The sequence below is a fragment of the Streptomyces sp. NBC_00691 genome (assembly GCF_036226665.1).
Lineage (GTDB): Bacteria > Actinomycetota > Actinomycetes > Streptomycetales > Streptomycetaceae > Streptomyces.
The window spans coordinates 593,005-616,805 of record NZ_CP109007.1; the positions used below are offsets into that span (position 1 = coordinate 593,005).

Annotated in this window: 18 protein-coding genes and 1 pseudogene; 12 read left to right on the forward strand and 7 right to left on the reverse strand. The window is 73.9% G+C overall.

Annotated features, from left to right (window positions below):
- Nucleotides 1-94 precede the first annotated feature (94 nt).
- Nucleotides 95-2,587 carry an RICIN domain-containing protein gene (locus OG392_RS02740; RefSeq protein ID WP_329275135.1) on the reverse strand — a complete coding sequence of 831 codons (2,493 nt, stop codon included), beginning with the start codon at nucleotides 2,585-2,587 and terminating at the stop codon, nucleotides 95-97.
- 357 nt (nucleotides 2,588-2,944) lie between these two features.
- Between OG392_RS02740 and OG392_RS02745 the strand changes: the two genes are divergently transcribed.
- The 4 genes from OG392_RS02745 to OG392_RS02760 all read left to right on the forward strand — a co-directional run bounded on the left by OG392_RS02745 (nucleotide 2,945) and on the right by OG392_RS02760 (nucleotide 6,678).
- Nucleotides 2,945-4,165: an MFS transporter gene (locus OG392_RS02745; protein ID WP_329275136.1), complete on the forward strand. Its 1,221-nt coding sequence runs from the start codon at nucleotides 2,945-2,947 to the stop codon at nucleotides 4,163-4,165.
- A gap of 46 nt (nucleotides 4,166-4,211) precedes the next feature.
- Entirely contained in the window at nucleotides 4,212-4,634 is a 423-nt protein-coding gene (locus OG392_RS02750; RefSeq protein WP_329275137.1) for a GlcG/HbpS family heme-binding protein, read from the forward strand.
- A gap of 111 nt (nucleotides 4,635-4,745) precedes the next feature.
- Nucleotides 4,746-5,570 (forward strand): aldo/keto reductase, encoded by an 825-nt coding sequence (locus OG392_RS02755; RefSeq protein ID WP_329275139.1) that lies wholly within the window; start codon nucleotides 4,746-4,748, stop codon nucleotides 5,568-5,570.
- A gap of 190 nt (nucleotides 5,571-5,760) precedes the next feature.
- Nucleotides 5,761-6,678 (forward strand): NAD(P)-dependent oxidoreductase, encoded by a 918-nt coding sequence (locus OG392_RS02760; protein WP_329275140.1) that lies wholly within the window; start codon nucleotides 5,761-5,763, stop codon nucleotides 6,676-6,678.
- 98 nt (nucleotides 6,679-6,776) lie between these two features.
- Here OG392_RS02760 and OG392_RS02765 read toward each other — a convergent pair whose 3' ends face one another.
- From OG392_RS02765 to OG392_RS02780, 4 genes and pseudogenes are all read right to left on the reverse strand, one after another.
- Nucleotides 6,777-7,949, reverse strand: a complete 1,173-nt coding sequence (locus OG392_RS02765; RefSeq protein WP_329275141.1) for an alpha-hydroxy-acid oxidizing protein — start codon at nucleotides 7,947-7,949, stop codon at nucleotides 6,777-6,779.
- A 216-nt stretch (nucleotides 7,950-8,165) separates the two neighbouring features.
- Nucleotides 8,166-9,287 (reverse strand): annotated as a pseudogene (locus OG392_RS02770) (hypothetical protein).
- 137 nt (nucleotides 9,288-9,424) lie between these two features.
- The gene (gene fabV / locus OG392_RS02775; RefSeq protein ID WP_329275142.1) at nucleotides 9,425-10,651 is read right to left on the reverse strand and encodes an enoyl-[acyl-carrier-protein] reductase FabV; all 1,227 of its coding nucleotides are present in this window, start codon (nucleotides 10,649-10,651) and stop codon (nucleotides 9,425-9,427) included.
- A 268-nt stretch (nucleotides 10,652-10,919) separates the two neighbouring features.
- Nucleotides 10,920-11,630, reverse strand: coding sequence for an NPP1 family protein (locus OG392_RS02780; RefSeq protein WP_329287030.1), 711 nt, complete (start codon nucleotides 11,628-11,630; stop codon nucleotides 10,920-10,922).
- Nucleotides 11,631-11,929: 299 nt separating this feature from the next.
- Between OG392_RS02780 and mgt the strand changes: the two genes are divergently transcribed.
- The gene (mgt, locus tag OG392_RS02785) at nucleotides 11,930-13,132 is read left to right on the forward strand and encodes a macrolide-inactivating glycosyltransferase (protein ID WP_329275143.1); all 1,203 of its coding nucleotides are present in this window, start codon (nucleotides 11,930-11,932) and stop codon (nucleotides 13,130-13,132) included.
- A gap of 182 nt (nucleotides 13,133-13,314) precedes the next feature.
- Here mgt and secD read toward each other — a convergent pair whose 3' ends face one another.
- Both secD and OG392_RS02795 read right to left on the reverse strand, forming a co-directional pair.
- Entirely contained in the window at nucleotides 13,315-15,729 is a 2,415-nt protein-coding gene (gene secD, locus OG392_RS02790) for a protein translocase subunit SecD (RefSeq protein ID WP_329275144.1), read from the reverse strand.
- 148 nt (nucleotides 15,730-15,877) lie between these two features.
- The gene (locus tag OG392_RS02795; protein WP_329275145.1) at nucleotides 15,878-16,285 is read right to left on the reverse strand and encodes a hypothetical protein; all 408 of its coding nucleotides are present in this window, start codon (nucleotides 16,283-16,285) and stop codon (nucleotides 15,878-15,880) included.
- 221 nt (nucleotides 16,286-16,506) lie between these two features.
- On the opposite strand from OG392_RS02795, the gene OG392_RS02800 reads away from it, so the two are divergent.
- The 7 genes from OG392_RS02800 to OG392_RS02830 all read left to right on the forward strand — a co-directional run bounded on the left by OG392_RS02800 (nucleotide 16,507) and on the right by OG392_RS02830 (nucleotide 23,777).
- On the forward strand, nucleotides 16,507-17,181 hold the full coding sequence (locus OG392_RS02800; protein ID WP_329275147.1) for a lysophospholipid acyltransferase family protein: 675 nt from the start codon (nucleotides 16,507-16,509) through the stop codon (nucleotides 17,179-17,181).
- A 151-nt stretch (nucleotides 17,182-17,332) separates the two neighbouring features.
- Nucleotides 17,333-18,079, forward strand: coding sequence for a cupin domain-containing protein (locus tag OG392_RS02805; RefSeq protein ID WP_329275148.1), 747 nt, complete (start codon nucleotides 17,333-17,335; stop codon nucleotides 18,077-18,079).
- Nucleotides 18,076-19,134 (forward strand): hypothetical protein, encoded by a 1,059-nt coding sequence (locus OG392_RS02810; RefSeq protein WP_329275150.1) that lies wholly within the window; start codon nucleotides 18,076-18,078, stop codon nucleotides 19,132-19,134. Before OG392_RS02805 ends, OG392_RS02810 begins: the two co-directional genes overlap by 4 nt.
- Before the next feature lie 107 nt (nucleotides 19,135-19,241).
- On the forward strand, nucleotides 19,242-20,234 hold the full coding sequence (locus OG392_RS02815; protein ID WP_329275152.1) for a hypothetical protein: 993 nt from the start codon (nucleotides 19,242-19,244) through the stop codon (nucleotides 20,232-20,234).
- Nucleotides 20,231-21,217, forward strand: coding sequence for a hypothetical protein (locus tag OG392_RS02820; protein WP_329275154.1), 987 nt, complete (start codon nucleotides 20,231-20,233; stop codon nucleotides 21,215-21,217). The genes OG392_RS02815 and OG392_RS02820 overlap by 4 nt, the downstream gene beginning before the upstream one ends.
- A gap of 43 nt (nucleotides 21,218-21,260) precedes the next feature.
- Nucleotides 21,261-21,836 (forward strand): hypothetical protein, encoded by a 576-nt coding sequence (locus OG392_RS02825; RefSeq protein WP_329275156.1) that lies wholly within the window; start codon nucleotides 21,261-21,263, stop codon nucleotides 21,834-21,836.
- A gap of 75 nt (nucleotides 21,837-21,911) precedes the next feature.
- A complete protein-coding gene (locus tag OG392_RS02830) occupies nucleotides 21,912-23,777 on the forward strand; it encodes an asparagine synthetase B family protein (RefSeq protein WP_329275159.1) in 1,866 nt (621 codons plus the stop codon).
- Nucleotides 23,778-23,801: the final 24 nt, after the last annotated feature.

A 23,801-nucleotide genomic window follows, 5' to 3' on the forward strand; every position in this document is an offset into this window, starting at 1 on the left:
CCCGCCGTCCGGCATCGGGCCCGCCGGGCCCCCCGCTGCTGCGCGAGGGGACCGGCACGGCGGTCGGCGTCTCACCGTCGGAGTGGGGTCGGTGTCAGTTGACGGTCCACCGCTGGAGCGGCGTACCGGTGTCGGGCTGTTGGGTGACGAGGGCTCCGTCGGTCGAAGAGGCGGTCGTCAGGAGCAGTCCGCTCGCCGCGGAGGCGACGGTGTAGGTGCCGGCGGCCTGGCGGACGATGTTCCAGCGCTGGTTGGCCCCCTTGGTGCAGGTCCACTGGATGACGCGCGCGCCCGTACCGGTCGAGCCGCCCTCGACGTCGGCGCACAGCCCGGACTCGCTGTTCCTGAGTTCGTAGGTCCCGTCGGTCTGCTGGGTGAAGCTCCACTTCTGGTTGAGGCCGCCGGTCGGGGTCCAGGTGATGAGCCGGGTGCCGGCGGTGGTGCTGTGGTCGGGGTTGTCGAGTGCCTTGCCGCCGGCGGTCAGGGTGTGGACGCCGTCGAGCGAGGCCGTCACCGCCCAGGTGAACGTGGTCGAGCCAGTGGCGCTGCCGGAGGACGCGGTGACGGTGACCGTCGACATGCCCGCCGTGGTGGGCGTGCCGGTGACGAGTCCGCCGGAGTTGATGCTCAGACCGGCGGGAAGGCCGGTGGCGGTGAAGGTCAGGGGCTTGCCGGCGGAGTCGGCGGCCTCCACCTGGAGGGAGACGGCCTTGTTGAGGGGGGTGGTCCGGTCGCCGGGGTGGGTGACCGTCACCGTCTCGGGGACCTGAGTGGTCGGGGTCAGGGTCAGGATCTGCTCGCCCGCCGTCCGGGTGCCGCCGACCGCGTTGCCCGTGGTGTTGCTCCAGGTGCGGGTGGGCGTGGTCTCGGCGAGGCGGCCGGAGTCGGCGGAGAGGCCGATGACGAGGCCGCTGTAGCGGTTGACGATCTTGTACGTGCCGGTGGGGGCACCGTCGGTGGGCGAGGCGCCGCGGAGGACGAACCACTGTTGGCCGACGGTGGGACCGCCGGCCGGGGCGGGCGTGACGGTCGGCTTGGTGCCCCAGGCGCGGGTGGTGGTGGAGGTGGTGCCCACGCCGAGGAGTCCGCCCGAGGAGGAGTTGGCGATGCGGTACGAGCCGTCACCGTTCGGGGTGAAGATCCAGGCGTCGAGGCCGGACCCGGTGGCGGCGGCGAGCGAGGTGGTGGCCGAACCGCCGGAGACCTGGGCCAGGACGCGGCCGCCGGCTGCGGCGACGCGGTACGCCCTGGTCGTGTCGACGGGGGCCGCGGGCCGGGTGGTGCCGATGGTCAGGTTGACGTACTCGCTGCTGGTGCCGTTGGAGCAGCCGAAGGAGCAGTACGAGCGGAAGTCCTTGCCGACGATCCCGGAGGCGGTCCTGTTGCCGCTGTCCAGGAACCAGCGGTACCAGGACGCGTTCTTGTAGCTTCCGGTGTCCCCGAGGCGGAACCATTTCTGGGTGGCCAGGTTGTCGGTGGCGTAGATCTCCTGGGAGGCGTTACCGCTCTGGTCGACCGCCTGGGGCTGGCCGATGTACAGGCCGAGATGCGCGTTGTACGTGATGTCCATGACGAACAACGGGGATGTCGGGGGCGTCAGGCCGGCGGCCACCTGCTGGCTCACGGTGCCGCTGTTGGCGGGGTCGTACTCCTTCGACGGCGGGGTGTAGCCCGTCGTACTGCCGGAGCCGACCGGGACCATGGTGCTCTCGCGGCCTCCGACGCCGGGCTCGGACCAGGCGCCGCCGTACCACTTCTGCCAGGAGCCGGGCGCCATCTTCGACGCGATCGGGGCGCGGGCGACATGCCCGTAGAACGCGGCCCAGCCACCGCCCTTGTTCACGATCCGGGAGCCGTAGAAGGCGTAGAAGTAGCCGGACGACGTGTCGACGAAGAGACGCTGGTCACCGGTGCCGTAGTGGTACGTCTGCTGCGGGAAGGCAGTGGTGTCGCCGCGCTCGGTGCTGTGGTGCGAGGTGATGACGTGGTCCTTGATGGTCCACGTCCGTCCCTGGTCCCTGGAGACGGCGTAGTCGATGCCGTCGTAGTGGATGCCGTCGCCGAAGGGCTGCGGGGTGAACTCGTTGTGCACGAGTCCGTACCAGTCACCGGTGTCGGGGTCGACCCAGACGCCCGCGAGGTCGCAGTAGTTGCGGTGCGCGTACGAGGCGGTGGAGGGCGCCTGGGTGGACTCCACGCCCGTCGGGCTGTTGTTGCACCGCCACGTGGTGTCGTTGTTGCGGTCGGCGGAGTTGGCCGGGTTCACCGCGTCGCTGATGCCGCCGGACCGGGTGGCGGTGTCGAAGTCCGTCCCGGTGTAGAAGGTCCACTTGCGGGGATCGTTCGCGCCGTACAGCGCGTGCGCCTGCTGGAAGTAGAAGGTGCCGTCCTTGTCGATGTACGGGCCGGCGGGGGTGTCGTCGGGGTGGGTCCACGAGCCCTTGGCCCCGACGGTGACGGTGTAGGTGGCGGCGCTCGGTTCCGCGGACGCCGCGGACGCGATGGGCGTCCCCAGCGTGCTGCCGCCGGTGACGAGCAGCGCGGCGGCGGCGAGCGCCCCGGCCAGTCTGTGACGAGGAGTGCGCATGGTTCTCCCTGATCGGAGGAGCCACGAGGGGAGGCCGAGGTGCGCCCTTCCCGGCGTGGACGTGCGGGGCGGCACTCAGAGTGCTCGCACCCGCGTCGCGGCTCATAGGGACGAATCACCACGGCGCTTGGACTTTCCGTCGCCCGCCGGTACGCACGCCGGTACGCCCGCCGCGGCCCGGCCCGAGCGGGGCGGCGGGCTGAGCGGGGCGGCTAGCAGTAGGGCACCCCTGCCTTGTGCTTGCAGTCACCGCCATCCCGATCACACCGACTAGCCGCGATTGCATTTATAGCGCGTGTGCAATTATTGTGAGAGCACGTAAAGAGCTTGCTCAAGCACTCACGGAAGGGGTGAGCCATGCCGCTCGCACTCCTCGCCCTGGCAGTCGGGGCCTTCGGGATCGGCACGACCGAGTTCGTCGTCATGGGGCTGCTCCCCGAGATCGCCGGTGACTACGGCGTCTCCATCCCCACCGCCGGCCTGCTCGTCACCGGCTACGCGCTCGGCGTCGTCGTCGGCGCGCCGCTGCTGACCGTCCTCGGCAACAAGGTGAGCCGCAAGCGGATGCTCATGCTGCTCATGGGCCTGTTCGTGGCCGGAAACATACTCTCCGCGATCGCCCCGAGCTTCGGGGTGATGGTCACCGGCCGGGTGATCGCCTCGCTCGCGCACGGCTCGTTCTTCGGCATCGGATCCGTCGTCGCCGCCGGCCTCGTCGCCCCGGACAGGAAGGCCGGCGCCATCGCCACCATGTTCACCGGGCTCACCGTCGCCAACATCGTCGGCGTGCCGCTCGGCACCCTCATCGGGCAGGCGGTCGGCTGGCGCACCACCTTCGCGATCGTCGCCGCGCTCGGCGTGATCGGCCTGCTCGGCATCGCCAGGCTCGTCCCCGCCATGCCCGGCCCGGAGGGCACCCACCTGCGCCGGGAGCTGAAGGCCTTCCGCAACCCCCAGGTCCTGCTCGCCATGGCGATGACCGTGCTCGGCTTCGGCGGTGTCTTCGCCGCGATCACCTACATCGCGCCGATGATGACCGAGGTCGCCGGCTACTCCGACGGTGCGGTCACCTGGCTGCTGGTCCTCTTCGGTGTCGGGATGTTCCTCGGCAACCTGCTCGGCGGCCGGCTCGCCGACCGTGCGCTGATGCCCCTGCTGTACGGCGCCCTGGGCGGGCTCGCGATCGTCCTGGCGCTGTTCACCCTGGCCGCCCACAACAAGGTCCTCGCCGCGATCGCCGTCCTCCTCGTCGGAGCCCTCGGCTTCGCCACCGTGCCGCCGCTGCAGAAGCGCGTCCTCGACCAGGCGCACGGCGCGCCGACCCTGGCCTCCGCCGTGAACATCGGCGCCTTCAACCTCGGCAACGCGCTCGCCGCATGGCTGGGCGGCCTCGTCATCGCCGCCGGCCTCGGCTACACAGCACCGAACTGGGTCGGCGCCGTCCTCGCCGCCGCCGCTCTCGGCCTCGCCTTCTGGTCCGCCGCGCTGGAGCGCCGGGCCCTCGCGACCGCCGACGCCTCCGGTGCCGCGACCGCCGGCCCCTCGGACACGGACGCCCGTATCCCCGTACACCACTGAACCCCCCTCCCCTCCCCCTCCGCACACCATCGCCAGGAGAAGCGCCATGACCACCACCAGCGCCGTCGCCCCGCTGACCACCCAGGACGCCGAGATCCTGCTCACCACCGCCCGTCGCGCCGCCGAGGCCGCGGGAGTCACCGTCAGCGTCACCGTCCTCGACGCGGGCGGCCACCTCCTCGCCTTCCGCCGGGACGACCGCGCCGTGCTGATCTCGGGCGAGACGAGCACCCGCAAGGCCTACACCGCCCTGCAGCTCGACGCCCCCACCGCCGACCTCGTGGACCTGGTCAAGCCCGACGGCCCGTTCCACTCCCTGACCACGGCCCTCGACCGCCCGCTCCTCTTCATCGCCGGCGGCGTCCCCGTCCACCGCGACGGCACCCTCGTCGGCGCCCTCGGCGTCGGCGGTGGTGCCCCGGAGCAGGACCACTCCTTCGCGGTCACGGCCACCGCGGCCCTCGCCTGATCTGTACCGGCGGACATCACGAGGCGCCACCCGCGGCCTCCCCGGAGCGACATCCGCAGAGAAGCCCGCGCAGAGACCCGTGGGCGCATCCGAACAGAAAGCAGTGCACGCATGTCCCACCTCCCCACCGTCACGCTCAACAACGGCGTGGAGATCCCGCAGCTCGGCTTCGGTGTCTTCCAGGTCCCCGACGACGAGACGACCGCCGCCGTCGGCCACGCCCTCCGGGCCGGCTACCGCTCCCTGGACACCGCCGCGATCTACGGCAACGAGGCCGGTGTCGGACGCGCCCTCGCCGGCTCCGGCATCGACCGCGACGAGCTCTTCGTGACCACCAAGCTGTGGAACGCCGACCAGGGGTACGACTCCACCCTGCGGGCCTTCGAGGAGAGCCTCGCCAAGCTGGGCCTCGACCACGTGGACCTGTACCTGATCCACTGGCCGACCCCGGCGCGCGACCTGTACGTCGACACCTGGCGTGCGATCGGGACGCTGGTCGCCGACGGACGGGTCCGCGCGGCCGGTGTCTCCAACTTCCAGCCGGCGCACCTGAAGCGACTGCTGGACAGCAGCGACCTCGTGCCGGCCGTCAACCAGATCGAGCTCCACCCGGCGCTCCAGCAGCGGGAACTCCGCGACCTGCACGCCGCCCACTCCATCGCCACCGAGGCGTGGAGCCCGCTCGCCCAGGGCGCCGTCCTCACCGAGCCGGCCATCGTGGACATCGCCGCGCGGCACGGCAGGTCCCCCGCCCAGGTGGTGCTGCGCTGGCACCTCCAGCTCGGGAACGTCGTGATCCCGAAGTCCGTCACCCCCGCGCGGATCCGCGAGAACCTCGACGTCTTCGACTTCGCCCTCTCCGACGAGGAGATGGGCGCGCTCGGCGGCCTCGACCGCGGACTGCGCACCGGGCCGGACCCCGACACCCTCGACTGAGCCCGTCCCGGGCCCCGGACCCCCGTTTCACCCCCTCGCGCACGGGGCCGGTGGGAGGGACCGAAGCGGCGGATCGGCCGGTCCGTGCCGGGCGCGGAGAAGACCGTCCGAAGGAGTCACCGGGTCAGACTGGTGACACGCACCGACAGCTCCGCATCGATCGCACCGCCCCAGAACAGGAAGCGACTTCATGACCGACAAGCCGACCGTGAGTGTCCTGGGCACCGGGATCATGGGCGCCGCCATGGCCCGCAACCTCCTCCGGGCAGGACTCGCCGTCCGGGTCTGGAACCGGACCCGTGCCAAGGCCGAGCCCCTCGCCGCCGACGGCGCGTACGTCGCCGACACGCCCGACGAGGCCGTGCGGGACGCGGACGTCGTCCTCACCGTGCTGCACGACGGGCCCGCCGTGCTCCGGACCGTCCGGCAGGCCGCGCCGGGGCTCCGGCGGGGTGCCGTCTGGATCCAGTCGACGACGGCGGGCATCGAGGAGGTCGGCGAACTCGCGGGCCTCGCCCGTGAGCACGGGCTGGTCTTCTTCGACGCGCCCGTCCTCGGTACGCGCGCGCCCGCCGAGGCGGGGCAGTTGGTCGTCCTGGCCGCCGGCCCCGGCGAGCACCGCGAGGCCGTGGCGCCCGTGCTGGAGGCCGTCGGCTCCCGCACCGTGTGGACCGGCGAGGACGGTGCGGACGCGGCGGCCACGCGCCTGAAGCTCGTGGCCAACAGCTGGGTCCTCGCCGCCACCAACGCGACCGGTGAGGTCCTGGCCCTGTCCCAGGCCCTCGGTGTGGATCCCCGGAGCTTCTTCGACGTCATCGCGGGCGGCCCTCTCGACATGGGCTATCTGCGCGCCAAGGCGGCGCTCGTCCTGGAGGACCGGCTGTCGCCCCCCAGCTTCGCGGTGACCACGGCGGCCAAGGACGCCCGGCTGATCGTCGAGGCCGGGCTCCGGCACGGCGTACGCCTCGACGGGGCGGCCGCAGGCGCCGAACGCCTCGCCCGCGCCGCCGCGCAGGGCCATGGCGACGAGGACATGGCCGCCGTCTACTTCGCGAGCTTCGAGGAGGAGGGGGAGCGGGAACAGGGGGAGGAGCGGCGAACCGAGTGAGGCGCCCAAGACCTCGGGACCGTGCGTGAGCGGCGACGCCGTCAGGACGGCCCGGCCCCGCCCGCGACGCGCGCACCGTCCCGCCGCGCGCACCCGTCCTACGCGCGCACCCGCCGCAGCGCGCCGTCCGCGCGGAGGTCGGCGAGGGTCGGGTAGCCGTCGACGGCCATGATCAGGTCGGCCTCGGCGAGGAGGGCGCGGAGGACGTGCACGATGCCGTCGGTACCGCCGAGGGCGAGTCCGTACGCGTACGGGCGCCCGACCCCCACCGCGGTGGCGCCGAGGGCGAGGGCCTTGACGACGTCCGCGCCGCTGCGGACCCCCGAGTCGAAGAGCACGGGAAGGCCGTCGGCGGCGGCGACCACCTCGGGCAGGGCGTCCAGGGCGGGCAGGCCGCCGTTGGCCTGGCGGCCGCCGTGGTTGGAGCAGTAGATGCCGTCCACGCCGCCGTCCCGCGCGCGGCGGACGTCCTCGGGGTGGCAGATGCCCTTGAGGACGATCGGCAGGTCGGTGAGCGAGCGGAGCCAGGTCAGGTCGTCCCAGACGAGCGGCTTGCCGAAGACGCCCACCCACTCCAGGACCGCGGCCCGCGGGTCCTCCTCGGGGCTCTTGGCGAGGCGGGCGCGGAAGACGGGGTCGGAGGTGTAGTTCGCGAGGGCGTGTCCGCGCAGCTGGGGGAAGTTGCCGGTGGCGAGGTCACGGGGTCGCCAGCCGGTGATCCAGGTGTCGAGCGTGACGACGATGCCCTGGAAGCCGGCGGCCTCGGCACGGCGTACGAGGCTCTCCGCGAGATCGCGGTCGGTGGGCGTGTAGAGCTGGAAGAAGCCCGGGGTGTCGCCGAACTCGGCGGCGACCTCCTCCATCGGGTCGACGGTGAGCGTGGAGGCGATCATCGGCACGCCTGTGCGGGCGGCGGCGCGGGCGGTCGCCAGGTCGCCGTGCCCGTCCTGGGCGCAGAGGCCGATCACGCCGACCGGTGCCATGAACAGCGGAGACGGCAGTTTCAGGCCGAACAGGTCGACGGACAGGTCGCGCTGGGCCGCGCCGACCATCATGCGCGGCACGAGCCCCCAGCCGCGGAAGGCCGTGGCGTTGGCCTCCTGGGTGGACTCGTCACCCGCGCCGCCCGCCACGTACGACCACAGCGAGGGCGGGAGCGCGGCTCGCGCCCTCGACTCCAGTTCGGCGAAGGTCATCGGCTGGGTGGGCAGGACGCCGAAGAGCCCGTCGAAATAGATCTCGTGCTGGTAGTCGCCGTAGTGCTGGGGCATGGGGTGACGTGTCCCTTCCGGTTCCGGTGGCGCGCTCGGGTCGCCCCGCCGCGGTGGCCCCCATCGTGCCCGCCCCGTGCGCCCGTGACCATGGAACGGCGGCCGGGAAGATACGGGGGCGCGGGTGGGGCGGTCACGGACGGGGCCCGAGCGGGACGCGCGGGAACGGGAGGAGGGTGCGGGCGGGAACGGGAGGGTGCGGGCGGGATCCGGTGGTCAGGAGCGCGACGCGGTCCCGCATGTGTCGTCCCCGCCTCCCGGCCCGTCGAACACCGACCTGCTGCGGTCGTACGGGTCGACGGCCTCGCCGTCGGTCGAACCGGTGGCCGTCCCCCGCGTGCCGAACTCCGGGGTGAAGTAGCCCGTGTGGGTGTAGCAGCCGCCGTTGGTCATGTCGACCTTGTACGAGACGAGGGAGAGGGTGCCCGCTTCGGTGATGACCTTCGAGGGGTCGTCCCAGCTCACCACGACCTCGCGCCGTGCGATCGTGCGGACGACCTCGTCGCCGCCGGTCACGGCCCGCACGACCGGGTAGACCTAGGTGACGTCGGTGGTCACCCGCAGGGCGCCGTGTTCGCCCTCCCGGAACGTCATCCGGCCCCGGGTCTTCACGATGCCGCCGGCGATGCGCGCGTACGACGGGTCGAAGCGGCTGAACAGGAGGAGCGGGTCGTTCTGCTCCGTCGGCGTGCCGAACGCGCCGGCCAGATAGTCCTTCACGTCCTTCTGGTGCGGGTTGATCAGGGCGATCGCCCTGGTCGGACGCTCGCCGCCCAGCACGCCCGGGTCCAGGCTGGACGCGACGAGGAAGTCCCGGGTCTGGCGGAGCGCCTTCTCCACCTGTGCCTTGTTCATCCAGCCGGTCGGCCGGGCGGCGGGGACGGTGATCCCGGCCGGGCCGTCGGCCCAGTGCACGGCGGGAGATCCCTTGAACGGCTCGGCGAGCGTGGGACGTCGGGCCGCCTCCACGGGCGGAGCGTCCGTCGGACGTCCCGTCTCCTGGGCGAGCGGCGGTCCTGACGCCCCGTCTCCTTCGGACCCGCCGATCGTGCTCCACGGGACGAACGCCACGACCAGCAGCGCCACGGCGGCGAGCATCCCGAGCGGGTACCAGCCCTTCTTGGGCCTGGCCGGGCCGGCGAGCGTGCGGGTACGCCAACCGTCGTCGCCGGCCGGCTCGTCGCGCAGCCGCTCCGTCACGACCCGGGCCCGCGCGGACGGCTCCCTGGGGGCGTCCGCGACGCCTTCCACCGAATCCCGGAGGAACTGCTCCCACACATCGTCCGGCACCGACGAATCGCCCTGGTCCCCACCCGATCTCACCCGCGCACCTCGCATCGCACACGCCCGGTCGGGCGGCCCACCCCCGGGGCAACCGCATGATCCCATGCCGCAGTTCGGGGTGTCGCGGCAGGTCAGGGCGCGGGGTCAGGGGCGTGCGGTGCGGACCGCGCGTGCGGTTCCGTGGGCACGGTTCAGGCCGTGGGCACGGTGCGGACCGTCGGTTCGGGCCAGGGGACGTCCGTCTCGACGGCGACCGTGCAGTCGACCCCGGGGACGGAGAATCCGTAGAGGCGGCGGACCTCGTCGCCGAACCAGTCGAGGTCGGCGAGTTCGGAGATCGTGTCGCTGGTGGCGGTGTTCCAGCGTTCGGCGACGGCGTCCTGCACGGCGGGGTCGAGTTCCCAGGTGTCGAGGCGGATCCGGCCCTCGTCGTCGACATCGAGGGGACGGACGCCCGTCAGCTGGTCCCACAGCTGCACCAGTTGGCCGATCGGGGCCGTCATCGCGTCGCCGAGGACCCCGCGCAGCAGCCCGACGTACAGGGCGATCCCCGGGATCGCGGTGGAGGACTGGGTGACGGCGGCCGCGTTGACCGAGGTCACGGCCCGGCCGCCCAGTGTCTTGCCGAGGCGCTCGTCCAGCGTGCGTGCGGTGGCTTCCAGATGGGTCTTGGCGGCGCCGATGGTGCCCTGCCGGTAGATCGCCGCGGTGAGGGGCGAGCCGATGTAGGAGAGGGCGGCGGTGGTGAAGCCGTCGGCGAGCAGGGACCGGTCGGCCAGGAAGGTGACCCACCGCTCCCAGTCGGTACCGCCCATCACGGCCACGGTCTGTTCGATGTCGTCGCCCTCGGCCGGCGCGGTGGTGACGTGCCTGACCTCCGGGGCGCCGTTCTCGTCGAAGACGAGGGTCTTGGTGGTGTGGGGCGCGCCGACCGGCTTGAGGACCGAGGCGTACACGTCACCGGTGTCCGGGTCGGTGCGCCGGGGCGCGGCCACGGAGTAGACCAGGTAGTCGAGTCGCCCCCCGAACCGCTCGGTGAGGAGGTCGGCGACCTGCTCCTTCATCGCGTCGCCGAACGCGTCGCCGTTGAGGAAGACCATGTCCCGCCCGTGCTGCCGGGCGAGCCGTGCGGTGGCCGCGGTGCGGTACCAGCCGGCCGTTCCGGTGCGGCGCGCGGGTGCCTTCTCGAAGCACACGCCGATCCCGCGGATGCCGACGCGGGCCAGGCCCGCGACCGTCGCGGCCAGGCCGTACCCGGCCGACGAGCCGATGACGAGGGCCACCGGGCCTTCGCCCCCGGCCGCGGCCGGCGCGGGGACGGCCCGCCACATCTCCTCCACCAGGCTCCGGCAGCCGCCGGGGTGGGAGTCGAGGAACAGGAAGCCGCGGCTCTTGGGCGTGATGACGCGTTCGCTCACGTGTGGTGTCCCGGGTGTCGGTACGGACAGGGCCGCGGTGGTGACCGCGTGCTGTCAGTCTGCGTTCGCACGGACGGGCCTGGTGATCTTGACCTGGCACAACGTTGTCCGGCCGGACTTGGAGGGTTTCCACTGGCTGCGACGGGCCGCCGGAGGCTTCCACCGGCTGCGACGGGCCGGCTCCCGCCCGGGCCGGGTCCGTCGGCGTCCGTCTCGTCCTGACGGGCGCCGACGGCCCACGGCTGGGTCCGGACCCGGGCCCGGCCGGTCAGGCGTACGGGTCGAAGGGGATGCCGGCCGGCTTGGCCTTGGCCAGGTGGGGGGCGAAGTTGCCGTCCTTCAGGCCGAACACCGCACTCCCGAAGTCGGCCTGGCTGAGCTTGTCGCGCAGGCCGGCCGGATAGCCGTTCCAGCCGACCAGGCTCGGGAACTGCCAGGTGTGCTGATGGTTCTCCGGCGGCTCGTCGTTGGAGTTGGCGGGGCGGAAGCAGTGCGTCCCGATGCCGTCCTTGTGGTAGACGACCTTCGGGTGGGTGCCGTCCCAGCGGATCGCGTCCCGGCCGTAGGTGTTGAAGTTGCCGTGGGCGGACGTGGAGACGTACTGGGCCTGGTTGTTCTGCACCCAGACCACGACGTGCTCCCAGTCGTGGCGGTGTCCTCCGAGGCCGCTGCCCCAGACGGCCTGGTCCTTCTCGAAGTACAGGCCGTAGAGGATCGCGCACCAGCCGTTGTTGCACTTGGCGCGCGAGTAGCCGTTGGTCTGGGTGAGGTCCCAGGAGTCACGGCACTGGCCGCTGACGGTTCCGGACGGGTTGAGTCCGGGGTTGACGGTGCCGTCGGGTCCGATCGCGGCGGTGGAGTAGCAGCCGTCCGTGTCGTAGTCGTAGGCCGGCTGGAAGGTCTGCTCCAGGCCGTCGGCGTTGGCTGGGAGCGCGGGGGGAGGTGCGGCGAACGCGCTGCTGGGCAGGGCGATGATCATCGTGAGGGCGGCGGCGACGGCGAGCGCGCCCCGGGTGGCGTACACCTGTGTCTTCACTGTGTCCCCTGGGTCGGGCGGCATGATTCGACAGGCGACATCTTGGCATGCACAGCTCACAATGGAGAGGCTCGATCATGAACTCGACACGTCGCGGCCGCGACCAGCCGCCCGCTCGCGCCACACGCCCCGACACCGTGCCGCACCACGGCATCCATGAACGCGCCGCCCCGCGTCCCGCCGACCGGCCCCCCAGGGGCAATGAGTAGACGAGACGTATCGTCTCATCTACAGTGGCCGTCATGACCGCCACCGCGTCTCCCGCACACATCGCCATGTTCTCCATCGCCGCGCACGGCCACGTGAACCCGAGCCTGGAGGTGATTCGCGAGCTGGTCGCGCGGGGCCACCGCGTCAGCTACGCCATTCCCGCGTCCTTCGCCGAGAAGGTCGCGGAGACCGGCGCCACGCCCGTCGTCTACACCTCGACCCTGCCGACCGACGACGACCCGGACGCCTGGGGGACGGAGCTGATCGACAACCTCGAACCCTTCCTGAGTGATGCCGTGCAGGCGCTGCCGCAGCTCGCCGCGGCCTTCGACGGCGACCGGCCGGACCTGGTCCTCCACGACATCACCGCCTACCCGGCCCGCGTCCTCGCCCACGGCTGGGGCGTGCCGGCGGTCTCGCTGTGGCCGAACCTCGTGCCGTGGGAGGGGTACGAGGAGGAGGTCGCCGAGCCGATGTCCGCCGGCCTCAAGGCCTCACCCCGCGGCAGGGCGTACTACGCGCGGTTCGGGGCCTGGCTCGCCGAGCACGGGCTCGACATCGCCCCGGACCGGTTCGTCGCCCGCCCGCGCCGGGCGCTCGTCCTCATCCCGAAGGCGCTGCAGCCGCAGGCCGACCGGGTCGACGAGTCCGTCTACACCTTCGTCGGCGCCTGCCAGGGCGAGCGCGCCGAGCAGGGCGCCTGGGAGCGGCCGGCGGACGCGGCGACGGTGGTCCTGGTCTCCCTCGGCTCCGCGTTCACGAAGCTGCCCGGCTTCTACCGGGACTGCGTGGAGGCGTTCGCGGGGCTCCCCGGCTGGCACGTCGTCCTCCAGATCGGGAAGTTCGTGGACCCGGCCGAGCTGGGCGAGGTGCCGTCCAATGTCGAAGTGCACTCCTGGGTGCCCCAGTTGGCGATCCTGCGGCAGGCCGACGCCTTCGTGACGCACGCGGGCGCGGGAGGCAGCCAGGAGGGCCTGGCCACGGCCACGCCCATGGTGGCCGTCCCCCAGGCCGTCGACCAGTTCGGGAACGCCGACATGCTCCGGTCCCTGGGGGTGGCGCGGCACCTGCCGATGGACGAGGTCACCCCGGAGCGGCTGCGGAAGGACGTGCTCGCGCTTCTCGGCGATCCCGAAGTGGCGCGTCGTGCCCGGGAGATCCAGGGGGCGATGGCGCGCGAGGGCGGCACGCGCCGGGCCGCCGACCTGATCGAGGCCGAGCTCTCGGGGGCGTGACCGGGCGGGCGACCCGTCTGCCCTCGTACGGGAAGACCGTACGAGGGCTCCGTACGAGGGCTCCGTACCGAGAGGCCGCACGAAGGCTCCGTACGGAGCGGGCACACGGGGAGGCCGTAGGAGGGCTCCGTACGGCGCGGCCGTGCGGTGCCCGTGGCGGGTAGCCGCCCGGTCCGCCGGGGTCAGACCACCGCGCCCGAGCGGTCCCGGCCCGCGCCGGAACCGCCCGCCCGCTGCCGCGTGCCGGAGCCCCGTGCGGCGGCCGCGGCCGGGTTCCTGGTCTCCAGGGCCACCGCCAACGGCATCGCCGTGAACACCGTCGACGCCATCCCGAGCACGACTCCCGCGAGCAGCGCGACGGAGAAGTCCGTGAGCGAGTCGCCGCCCAGGGCGGCGAGCGCCACCAGGACGAAGAGCGCGCCCATCCCGGTGTTGACCGTGCGGGGCAGGGTCTGGGCGACGGCCCGGTCGGCGAGGTCCGCGAGCGGAACGCCCCCGCCGCGGCGCCGCAGCTCCCGCAGCCGGTCGAGGACGACCACCGAGTCGTTGACCGAGTAGCCGACGACGGTCAGGAGCGCGGCGAGGAAGACGCTGTCGACCGGCTTGCCGAGCCAGGCGAACAGGCCGATCACGAGCAGCACGTCCTGGGTCATGGCGGCCACCGCCGCCGTCGCGTACGTCCAGCGGAACCGTACGGTCAGATAGAGCAGTTGGGCCGCGACCGCCAGGCCGAGCGCGAGCAGGGCGTGGGTGCGCAGCTCGCCTCCCAGGCTGGGTCCGATCAGATCGTCGCGTTCCACCTCCACGGGGCCCGCGACCCGGGTGAGGGCGTCACGGATCTCCCGTTGCTCGCCGCCCCCGCTCTCCCGGACGCGTACCGACACATCGCTGTCGCCGGTCGTCTGCACGACGGCGTCGGGGAAGCCCGCCGCCGAGACCGCCGCACGTGCCGCGTCGGCGTCGACGGGGCGCTCGGCCGTGTACTGGACGACCCGGCCACCGGTGAACTCGACGCCGAACTCCACGCCCCGGACACCGACTCCGGCGAGGGCCACCATCAGGAGCCCGGCGCAGGACAGCAGCCAGCGGCGCCGGTGGGCCATGAGGCGCGGGACCCGGCGGGTCAGCCGGGTGCGCAGCCGGCCGAGTCCCGCCATGCCGGTGACCGCCGGCCGTCGTCGGACGGCGGGCAGGCGCAGGGCGAGGTCGGCGAGGAGGCGGGTGATCACCATCGCGGTGAGGAGCGAGGTCACGACGCCGACGGCGAGGGTCACGCCGAAGCCCTTGACGGGGCCGGTCGCGAAGACGAACAGCAGGCCCGCCGCGAGCAGGGTGGTGACATGGGAGTCCGCGACCGCGCTCCACACCTTGCCGAAGGCCGCCGTCAGCGGCCGCCGCAGATCCCGGCCGGTCGCGGCCCGGCCCAGTGCCGCGTACTCCTCCCTCGCGCGTTCGAAGACGAGGACGTTCGCGTCGACGGCGATGCCGATGGCGAGGACGAAGCCGGCGAGGCCGGGGAGGGTGAGCGTGGCGCCGAGGGCGACCACCGCGGCGTACGAGATCAGCCCGTAGAGGAGGAGCGCGGCGGTGGCGAGGACGCCGAGGAGGCGGTAGATCACCATCACGAAGATCCCGGTGCAGGCGAGACCGATCACCGCGGCCCAGGCGCTGGCCCTGATGGCCTCGGCGCCGAGCGTCGGGCCCACGGTGCTCTGCTCGATCGTCGTGACGGGGACCGGCAGGGCGCCGCCCTGGACGAGGGCCGCCAGGTCGCGGGCGTCCTGCCCGGAGAACCCGCCGGTGATCTGCGCGGAGCCGCCCCCGATGCCCGAGCCGCACGGGACGCCGGTCTGCATGGCGGGCGCGGAGACGATGCGGTCGTCGAGGACGATCGCGACCCTGCGGGCCGGGTCGCCGGGCGCCGCGCAGGCGGCGGCGCCGGTCAGCCGGGCCCAGGTGTCGGCGGCGCGGTCGCGGAAGGAGAGGTCGACGGTCCAGCCGCGGCCGCTCGTGGTGTCGAGGACGGCCTCGGCGCTCTTGACGCCGTCGCCGGTGAGGACGGGTGCGGCGAGGTCGAGGAAGCGACCGGGCGCGTCGGGGTCGGCGAGGACGCGGGCGGTGCCGTTCTTCGCGGCCGGGACGGCGGGCCCGCCCGAGCCTTCCGGCCGGCCGGCGCCTTCCGGCCCGCCCGAGCGGCTCGGACCGCTCGGGTCGGCGCTACCGGCAGGGGCCCGCGCCTCCCCCGTGACGGCATGGAAGGTGAGCTGGGCCGTACGGCCGATGACCTCGGCGGCCTGGCGCGGGTCGCGGAGTCCGGGGAGTTCGACGACGATGCGGCGTTCGCCGGAGCGGGCCAGCGAGGGTTCGGCGACGCCGAGCCCGTCGACGCGCTTGCGGAGCACCTCCAGGGCGCGGTCGGTGGCCGCGGCGTCGGCGCGGGCGGTGGGCCCGTCGCCGTCGTGGGTCTGGAGGACGATACGGGTCCCGCCGCGGAGGTCGAGTCCGAGGCGGGGCGGGGTGGTCAGGGTGATCCAGAGGGAAAGGGCGACGACGGCGAGCGCGAGCAGCGCACGCCAGAAGGCGGAACGAGAGGACACGGTTGCTCCACGGGCGGCGCACGGCGGCGGCACGCGCCCACGCGGATGGGTGGGAGCGCGCGCCGGCCGTGCCGGACGTACGGGTGGACACGCGTCGTGGACCGGCCCGGGGGCATGCCGATGGCCCGGACGGCGACGCGGGAGAACGTCAGCTGTGCCGGGTGGGAGGAGGGCCGCGCGGAGCCCGCGGGTCGTGGGCCGCACCGGGCGGCGCGCGCTCGCGGCGGGGGTCGCCGGCGAGGACGCCGCGCGCCGGGAGCGAGAGATCGACGGGAACGGTGGCCGTGCCCACGGGCGTGACGGGGATCCGTACGGGATTCTCGACGGCGGCGGGGAGCCGTACGACCGCGGTGGGCGCGAAGTGCGGCTCGGGAGCCGAGGCGCGGGGTCCGGCGCCATGGGCCGGGGCGGGCGCCGCGGTCCCGGTGGCGGCCTGACCGGCCCTGGCCGTGTGGTCCGCCGGCTGCGCGGCCGTCGCGGGAAGGACGAGGAGGGACCAGACCGCGCAGAGCAGCGCGGGCAGGAGGGCCACGAACCGCCGCGTCGAACGCACCACCGTCCTCCCCCTCTCCCGCTGGCCCGTCCCCGGTCCGGCCTCCGTCCTGGTGACGGCGGTCGGGCCATCAGCCTAGACCGCCCCGCGGGACCGCCCGCCACCGCGCCCCGCACTCATGGCCTTTGGGTACGGGAGCTGAGTACATGTGCTCATGTCAGGGGGCCCCGGATCTCGCACGATGAGGGGGTCAGCGTCTCGTCCTCGGATCCAGGGGGCCCTTCGTGCTCAGCCGTCTCGCCGCCCGCGTCGTCCCGTTCTTCGGGCGACTCACCGTCACCGCCGATCCCGGGGCGCGCCTCGAACCCGGCAGCATCCTGGTCGTGAACCACACCTCGACGGCCGATCCGGCACTCGTCCTCGCCGCGCTCCGCGAGCGGCTCTCCGTCGAGCCGGTCCTGCTCGCCACCGCGGGCCTGTGGCGGATCCCGCTGCTCGGCCGGGCGCTGACCCGCGAGGGCCATGTGCCCGTCCACCGCGGCTCGGCCCACGCCGCCGCCGCCCTCGACCACGCGGCGGTGGCGCTCGCCTCGGGGCGGCACGTGATGCTGTACGCGGAGGGCCGGATCCCGACGCGGCCGGACTCCGCCGAGAACCCCCCGGAGGCGTTCCGCACGGGGCTCGCGCGGCTGGCCGGGGCCACCGGGCGCCCGGTCGTGCCGATCGGTCAGGCGGGGGCCCGCCGGATCACGTCGGGCGGGCGCGTGAAGCAGATCGCCGGAGTGCTCACCGCGCCGGTACGGAGGCCGTGTCTGCACGTCCACATCGGAGCGCCGCTGCGGCTGCCGGCCGATGTGACCGCCGCGACGGAGCTGGCCCACGGGGCGGTCACGGCGGCGTGGCGGACGGCCGCCGGGGCGCTCGGCGAATCCGCGGCGACGGTGGACCGGCGGCACTGAGCGGAGGCGTGGGGGCTCGGCGGGAGGACGGCCGTTCACCTCCGGATCACCTGAGAGAGGCTCCGAGGACTCCCGTTGTTACCGAAGAGCGCTCTACCATGCGGATGTTGTGCGTGAGCACGTGCAACGGGCGTCAGGGGGAGGCGCGATCATGGTACGACCCGTACGACAGGTACGAGCGCAGGACCGGATACCGGACGACATGCCGGGCGGGGTCCCGCGCGATCTGCCCGGTGGGGTGGAGCTGTACCACCTGCGGCCCGACGGCGGCATCCTGCTCGCCGACCGGGAGGGCAGCCGGGAGCTCGGGCCCGAGCGGGAGTTCCTTCGCTTCATCGACGACGGGCAGTTCGCCCACTATCTGGTCGGGGACGCGGCGACCTCGCCCGAGCGGCCGTCGAACGCCACCGTCAAGCTGGGCGTCGTGGGCCCGCGCAGCGCCTTCACCCCGCACGCGCACGGCGGCGAGCACTTCGTCCTCAGCCTCGGCCACGCGGCCTGCGGGCTGTACGACGAGGCCCGCGGGCGCGTCACCGACGTCCCGCTCGCGCCGGGCACGCTGATCCGGATCCCGGAGATGATGCCGCACTCCTTCGCCAACCGCGGCGGCACCCCGCTGACCATCCTCGCCGCGAACACGGGGTACGGCATCGACCACGAGGACTACGCGATCACCGCGGCCGAGGCGGAGCGGCGGGCCGACTCCCCCGGCGGCTCCCTCGCCGGCGGCCGGACCGCGCTGGCCGCCGAGGCCGTCACCGACTACCGGGCCCTGGCCGCCGAACTCCGCGACATCGAGCGTGCCCAGCGGGTCCACGGCCTCGCCGCCACCACGGTCCGCGAGCGGCTCGCCGCCCGGCTGCGCCGTGTGGCGGCCGCACTGGAGGTGCCCAGGTGATCTGTCCGCACTGCGAACGCAACCTGCTCCGCAAGGAGCGCACCGGCAACCGCTGCACCCACTGCCGGCGCTCCTACGCGCTGGACCCCAAGACCAACCCGCTCCGTCTCAACGACCTCCGGGTGCGCCGGATCGCCACCGTCCTCACCGACGGCGGCCGGATCGCGATCGTCCCCGACCAGCTCTGGTACGCCCTCTCCCGCAAGCGGCTCCGGGACACGGAGTTCGGGCAGGGCTGCGCGGGCGCGGCGTTCGTGGTGGCCGGCTTCGTCACGGTCATCGCCCTCTTCGCCGAGGTTCCGGTCCTGCTGATCGGCTCCGCCGCCCTGCTGCTCATCGGCCTGGGCATCAGCGCGGCCCGGGCCATGGGCGCCGGCAGGGGCATCCCGCCGGTCGTCCGGGAGTCCTTCCCGACTCAGATCCTCTCCCCGTGGCGGTCGGTGTACGGGGTGCTCCCGCCCGGTGTGCTCGACCTCGCGGGATCCACCGGCGGGGCCGCGGACCCGGCCGGTGCGGCCGGCACGACCGGGGTGCTGATCTGTCCCGACCGCGCCGTCGTCGCGTTCCTCGTCGCCGACGGGCTGCCCGCCCGCCACGGCCTCGCGGTGGTCCGGAGCGCCGTGGAGGCCGCGGCCGTCCCGTCGAAGTGGCCGGTGCTCGTGCTCCACGACTCCGACGCGGAGGGCGAACTCCTCGTACGAGGTGTCCGGGCGGCCCTGCCTGGCCGGACCGTCATCGACGTGGGACCGCCCCTGCGCACCGTACGGGCCCTGCCGCAGGCCGTTCCGTACCGGGACCCGCGGCGGAAGCCGAGCCCCGCGGACATGCGGCTTCTCGCGGCGCCGGGCACGTACACCCCCGAGGAGCTCAAGTGGCTCGGGCAGGGCTGGCGGTTCCCGCTCGTCGGGCTGCCGCCGGCCCGGCTGCTCGCGGTCGTCGACCGGGTCGCCGGGCAGGTGTCGCGCAGGGCCGACCCGGACCGGCGGCGCGCCGCGGACCTGGGGTTCCTCACCTGGCCCGAGCCGGCCGGACCCGACCCGGCGGGTGGTCCGTGATCTGCCCGCACTGCGCCGCCCAGCTGGCGGCCAGGGAACGGACCGGACAGACGTGCTCACGGTGCGAGCGCAGGTTCGCCCTCGACCCGAAAATCCACGGCCGGGGCATGCACGACCTGCGGATCCGGCGGGTCGCCGAGCGCGCCACCGACGGCGGACGCCTCAAGGTGACCCTCACCCAGCTCTGGTACCTCTCCCGGGTCTCCACCTACGTCTGGGACGCGAAGCCCGCGCGCGGGATCCGGCCCGGTGTCCGGTGGCTGGTCGCCGTGCCCCTCGCCGTCCTCCTCCTCGTCGTCGGCGACCTCGTCCACGGCGCGGCGGGCGCGATCGGTGTCACCGCGGCCGTCGCCGTCGTCATCGTGGCGTCGTCCCTGCGGTACCGGCCCGCGAGCAGGGCGTGGTGGAGCATCACCCCCTCGGAGTCGGCGTTCCGACAGGCGATGACCGGTTCCTGGCGAACCGTGTACACGCGGCTGCCGCCGGGGGTGGTGAACGACGACCCGCGCACTCCCGCACCCCGTGAGTCCGTGACCGGCCGCCGCGACACGGTCATCCTCTGCACCGACCACGCGGTCGCCGTGTTCCTCCGGGCCAACGCCCTCCCCGAGAAGCTGGCCGCACGGCTCGTCGAGGCCGAACCGGGCGCCGCGGACGAGGCGTTGGCGGACGTCCCCGCCGGACTCCCGGTGGTGGTGCTCCACGACGCGAGCACCCTGGGGGCGCTGCTCGCCCCGCTGCTGCGCCTCGCTCATCCCGGCAGGGTCGTGGTGGACGCCGGACTCCCGGTCTCCGCGGTGCGGACCCGCCGGGGTGCCGTCCACCGGGTCTCGACCACGTCCACCGTCGACGCGGCGGAGCTCAGGTCCGTCGCGGGCCTGACCGAGGAGGAGGCCGCCTGGCTGGCCGGGGGCCGCTGGAGCCCGCTCGCCGCCGTTCCGCCGGCCCTCCTGGAATCGGCCGTCACGGCGGCCGTGGAACGGGCCAGGTCCGCCCGCCCCGCCGCACTCCGCTCCACCGACGGTTTCCTGACCTGGCCGGCCGCGACGCCGGCACGGGCCGACGGCCCGTCCCGTACGAAAGGCGCCACGGCCGGATGAGCCAGCGACACCTCCCGACCCCGCGCACCGGGACCGGACAGCCCGCCACGACGGGCCCGGACGCCGCCGCCGGCCAGGCCGCCCGCGCCGGTGGCCGCCCCGTCCCGGGGTTCGCCGTCCGGACGACGGTCGGGGTCGCCGACCGGGCGATCACCGCGGCGGCGGCCCGCGCCGGAGCGCCCGGCGGGCTGCGCTTCACTGAGCGCCAGCTCTACTACGAGACCTGCCGCGTCCTGAGTCCCGGCTCGACGTTCCTGCGGGGCCGGGTCCCGGGCACCCCTGCCCCGGTCCTGCGTCTTCCCGTGTTCACCCGCGCCCTGGAGGCGCGGGGCCGGGAGACCGTACCGGGACTCCTCCCGCCGCTGGCCGCCCCGGACGAGCGGAGGAGGCCGTCCGGGCGGACGGGATCCTCCGAGCGGTCCGAGCCCGACCTGTACGACTACGGGCTGCCCCGGCTGCTCATGTGCCAGGACCCTTCGATCGCCGGGATGCTGCTCGCCAACCACGTCCATCTGGAGGCGGCCTGCCCGGTGTTCGCCGCCACGGACGCCCTGCCCCTCGACCCGCGCCTGACCGCCGCCCTGCTGCGGGCCGACGGCGCCACCGTGTACGTCCTGCACGACGCGAGCCCGGCCGGGCTCGCGTTCCCGGCGCTGGTACGGGCCGGTCTGGGGCCGCTGCCCGGGGTCCGCGTGGTGTCCCTCGGGCTGGCACCCCGGCACGCGGCCGCCCTGCGGCTCCCCACGGGCCGGGGCCCCGTGCCCGGTCCCGCCGGCCTCGCCGCCCTGCCCGCCGCCCTGCGGCCGCGGGAGGCCGACTGGCTTGCGGAGGGCCGGTTCGCCGAGGTCTCGGCCGTACCACCGGACCGGCTGGTGCGCACGGTACTGCGCCTGACGCGGGGGCCTCGACCGCCCCGCGACTCCCTCTGGAGCGGCCTGCGCGGACTGCGCGGATCCGGCTTCATGACCTGGCCCGCCGCGTGACCCGTCCCGGCGCTCCCTCCCACCGACCCGAGGTACGCACACCATGAACCGTCCCGAAGAGATCGGCTACGCGGACGAACTGCTCGCCGACGGCACCGTCCACCGCCGCTACGAGAACGGTCTGGAGGAGTGGCGCCGTCGCGCCTCCGGTCACCCTCACCTCGTGCACTGGCACGACAATCGCGGCGCCTCCGGCACCGACGAGCTGCTCGGCGACCGGATCATCAAGCGCAGCCTCGCCGACGGCACCGTCACCTACGCCCGGGACATCGGCTACGGCCGCACCCTGTGGGCTCGCGGCGAGAAGGTCCTGGTCAACCGGAGTTCCTTCGGGGGCCGGATGGGCGTCCTGCTCGCGGGCCTCGGGGTGGCGGCCCTCGCCGTCACCGCCGCCCAGCTGCCCCCGCTGAGCATGTCCCCCGAGCAGGAGGAGGCATTGCGGCAGCAGCAGGCGCAGCAGTCCGGCGGGGGCGGAGGAGGCGGCGACAGCGGTGGCTCGGCCGCCGACGACGCTGCGGACGGTACCGACGGGTCCGGGGACAGCTCCGGCGACGGGAACGACTGGGACGCGGACTGGGACGGCGACGCGGACGCCTGGAACGACGACGACTTCGGCTGATCCGCCCCTCACGCCGACAGTGCCCGGCACGCCCGGCGCCGCCCTCGCCACGGCACCACAGGCACCACCAGCACCATGGGCACCATCCGTACCACCGGCACCGCGGGCACCATCCGCCCGACCGCACGACCGCACGACCAGCGACACCAGGAGAAGGAGCAGTTCGTGGCACGTCTGTGCGCCTGTCTGGCCGCCACCACAGGGCAGGCCCGCGCCCACCTCGACGCGATGCGCGCGCTCGGTCCGGGCCATGTCCCGGCCGAGGTCCCCGGCGCCGAGCTGGCTCTGCTCCCCGGTGAACACGGCCGTGCCGAGGGCCCGTTCACCGCGCACGGGCGGACGGCCGTCGGAGAGGTCACCCTGCACAACCGCCCGGTGCTCCTCGCCGCCCTCGCGGAGCGGGCCGCTCCGGTGCCGCCCGGCTGCCCGGACGGCGAGCTGCTGCTGCGCTGCTGGGCACTGCTCGGGGACGCGGGGATCGCCCTGGCCGAGGGTATGTTCGTGCTGGCCGTGCTCGACGGCCCCGACCTGGTCCTCATCCGTGACCACGTCGGCGCCCGCACCCTGTTCTACGCGCGGGCCGACGGTGCCTGGGCGGCCTCCACCTCGCTGCGCGCGCTGCGCCGCTGGCCCGCGCTCGGTACCTCGATGAACCTGTCCGCGGTCCGTTCCTTCCTCACCTTCGCCTATCTGCCCGGTGAGGAGACCCTGCTGACCGGGGTACGGGAGGTGCTGCCCGGCCGGGTACTGCGGCTGCACCGGGACGGGACGTCCACCGAGTCCGTCCACTGGGAGCCCCGTGAGCGGATCGAGGACCCGCCACCGGTGGACCCGGGCGCCCATGTCCTCGCACTGCGGGGTCTCTTGGAGCGGGCCACGGCGAGCCGTCTGCCCGTCGCCGAGCCGGCCGCCGTGCTCCTCTCCGGCGGGATCGACAGCTCCCTGGTCACCGCCCTCGCGGCGAAGCTGCACAGCCACCCGGTGCACACCTACTCGATCAGCTTCGGCGACGACCTGCCGAACGAGCTGGGCTACTCCGGTCTGGTCGCCGCGCACTGCCGCACCCGCCACCGGGTCCTCGACGTGTCGGGCGCTGCCGTGGCCGCCCGCCTCGCCGAGGCGGCCGCGCTGCTCGACAGCCCCGTCGGCGATCCGCTGACCGTGCCGAACCTGATGCTCGCCGAGGCCGTGGCCGCCGACGGCGCCTCCGTCGTCCTCAACGGCGAGGGCGGGGACCCCGTCTTCGGCGGGCCGAAGAACCTGCCCATGCTGGTCCAGGAGATGCACCGGACCCCCGGCGCGCCCTGGGACGAGGACCGGGCGACCGCGTACCTCCGCTCGTACCGCAAGTGCTGGACGGACCTGCCGGACCTGCTGACGTCGGCGGCGCTCGACGCCCTGCGGGACGCCCCGCCCCTGGAGCGGCACGTGGCGCCCTATCTGACGGCCGAGGGCGGCAGCCCGTACCGGATGGAGCACCTCCTCAACCAGTTGCTCCACTGCAACCTGCGGACCAAGGGCGCCCACCACATCCTCACCAAGGTGGAGCGGCTGACGTCCTCGCAGGGGGTGGAGGGCCGCTCCCCGCTCTTCGACCGGTCGGTCGTCGACCATGCCTTCGCGACCCCTCCGTCCTTCAAGCTCCGCGGTACGGCGGAGAAGTGGATCCTCAAGGAGGCGGTACGGGACCTGCTCCCGGACACGGTGGTCGACCGGCCCAAGAGCGGGATGCGGGTGCCGGTCCAGCAGTGGCTGACGGGCCCGCTCCGGGACCTCGGCCAGGACCTCCTCCTCGGGCCCACGTCTCTGGGACGCGGCCTGTTCCGGCCGGAGACGGTCCGGTCCTGGCTGCGGGGCGAGGGCGCTCTGCTGCCCCGGCAGGGCGGCAAGCTGTGGCTGGTGCTCACCCTGGAGCTCTGGCTGCGGTCGTACGACGTGTGAACGAGCACCACCCCGATCGACGAG

Bases quoted from the DNA above. Each gene is read 5' to 3' on its own strand.
- OG392_RS02820 (WP_329275154.1), top strand. From the start codon at position 20,231: ATGAGCCAGCGACACCTCCCGACCCCGCGCACCGGGACCGGACAGCCC.
- OG392_RS02760 (WP_329275140.1), top strand. From the start codon at position 5,761: ATGACCGACAAGCCGACCGTGAGTGTCCTGGGCACCGGGATCATGGGC.
- OG392_RS02825 (WP_329275156.1), top strand. From the start codon at position 21,261: ATGAACCGTCCCGAAGAGATCGGCTACGCGGACGAACTGCTCGCCGAC.
- OG392_RS02740 (WP_329275135.1), bottom strand. From the start codon at position 2,587: ATGCGCACTCCTCGTCACAGACTGGCCGGGGCGCTCGCCGCCGCCGCG.
- OG392_RS02765 (WP_329275141.1), bottom strand. From the start codon at position 7,949: ATGCCCCAGCACTACGGCGACTACCAGCACGAGATCTATTTCGACGGG.
- OG392_RS02805 (WP_329275148.1), top strand. From the start codon at position 17,333: ATGGTACGACCCGTACGACAGGTACGAGCGCAGGACCGGATACCGGAC.
- OG392_RS02750 (WP_329275137.1), top strand. From the start codon at position 4,212: ATGACCACCACCAGCGCCGTCGCCCCGCTGACCACCCAGGACGCCGAG.
- mgt (WP_329275143.1), top strand. From the start codon at position 11,930: ATGACCGCCACCGCGTCTCCCGCACACATCGCCATGTTCTCCATCGCC.
- OG392_RS02755 (WP_329275139.1), top strand. From the start codon at position 4,746: ATGTCCCACCTCCCCACCGTCACGCTCAACAACGGCGTGGAGATCCCG.
- OG392_RS02745 (WP_329275136.1), top strand. From the start codon at position 2,945: ATGCCGCTCGCACTCCTCGCCCTGGCAGTCGGGGCCTTCGGGATCGGC.
- OG392_RS02830 (WP_329275159.1), top strand. From the start codon at position 21,912: ATGGGCACCATCCGTACCACCGGCACCGCGGGCACCATCCGCCCGACC.
- OG392_RS02815 (WP_329275152.1), top strand. From the start codon at position 19,242: ATGCACGACCTGCGGATCCGGCGGGTCGCCGAGCGCGCCACCGACGGC.
- OG392_RS02780 (WP_329287030.1), bottom strand. From the start codon at position 11,630: ATGATCATCGCCCTGCCCAGCAGCGCGTTCGCCGCACCTCCCCCCGCG.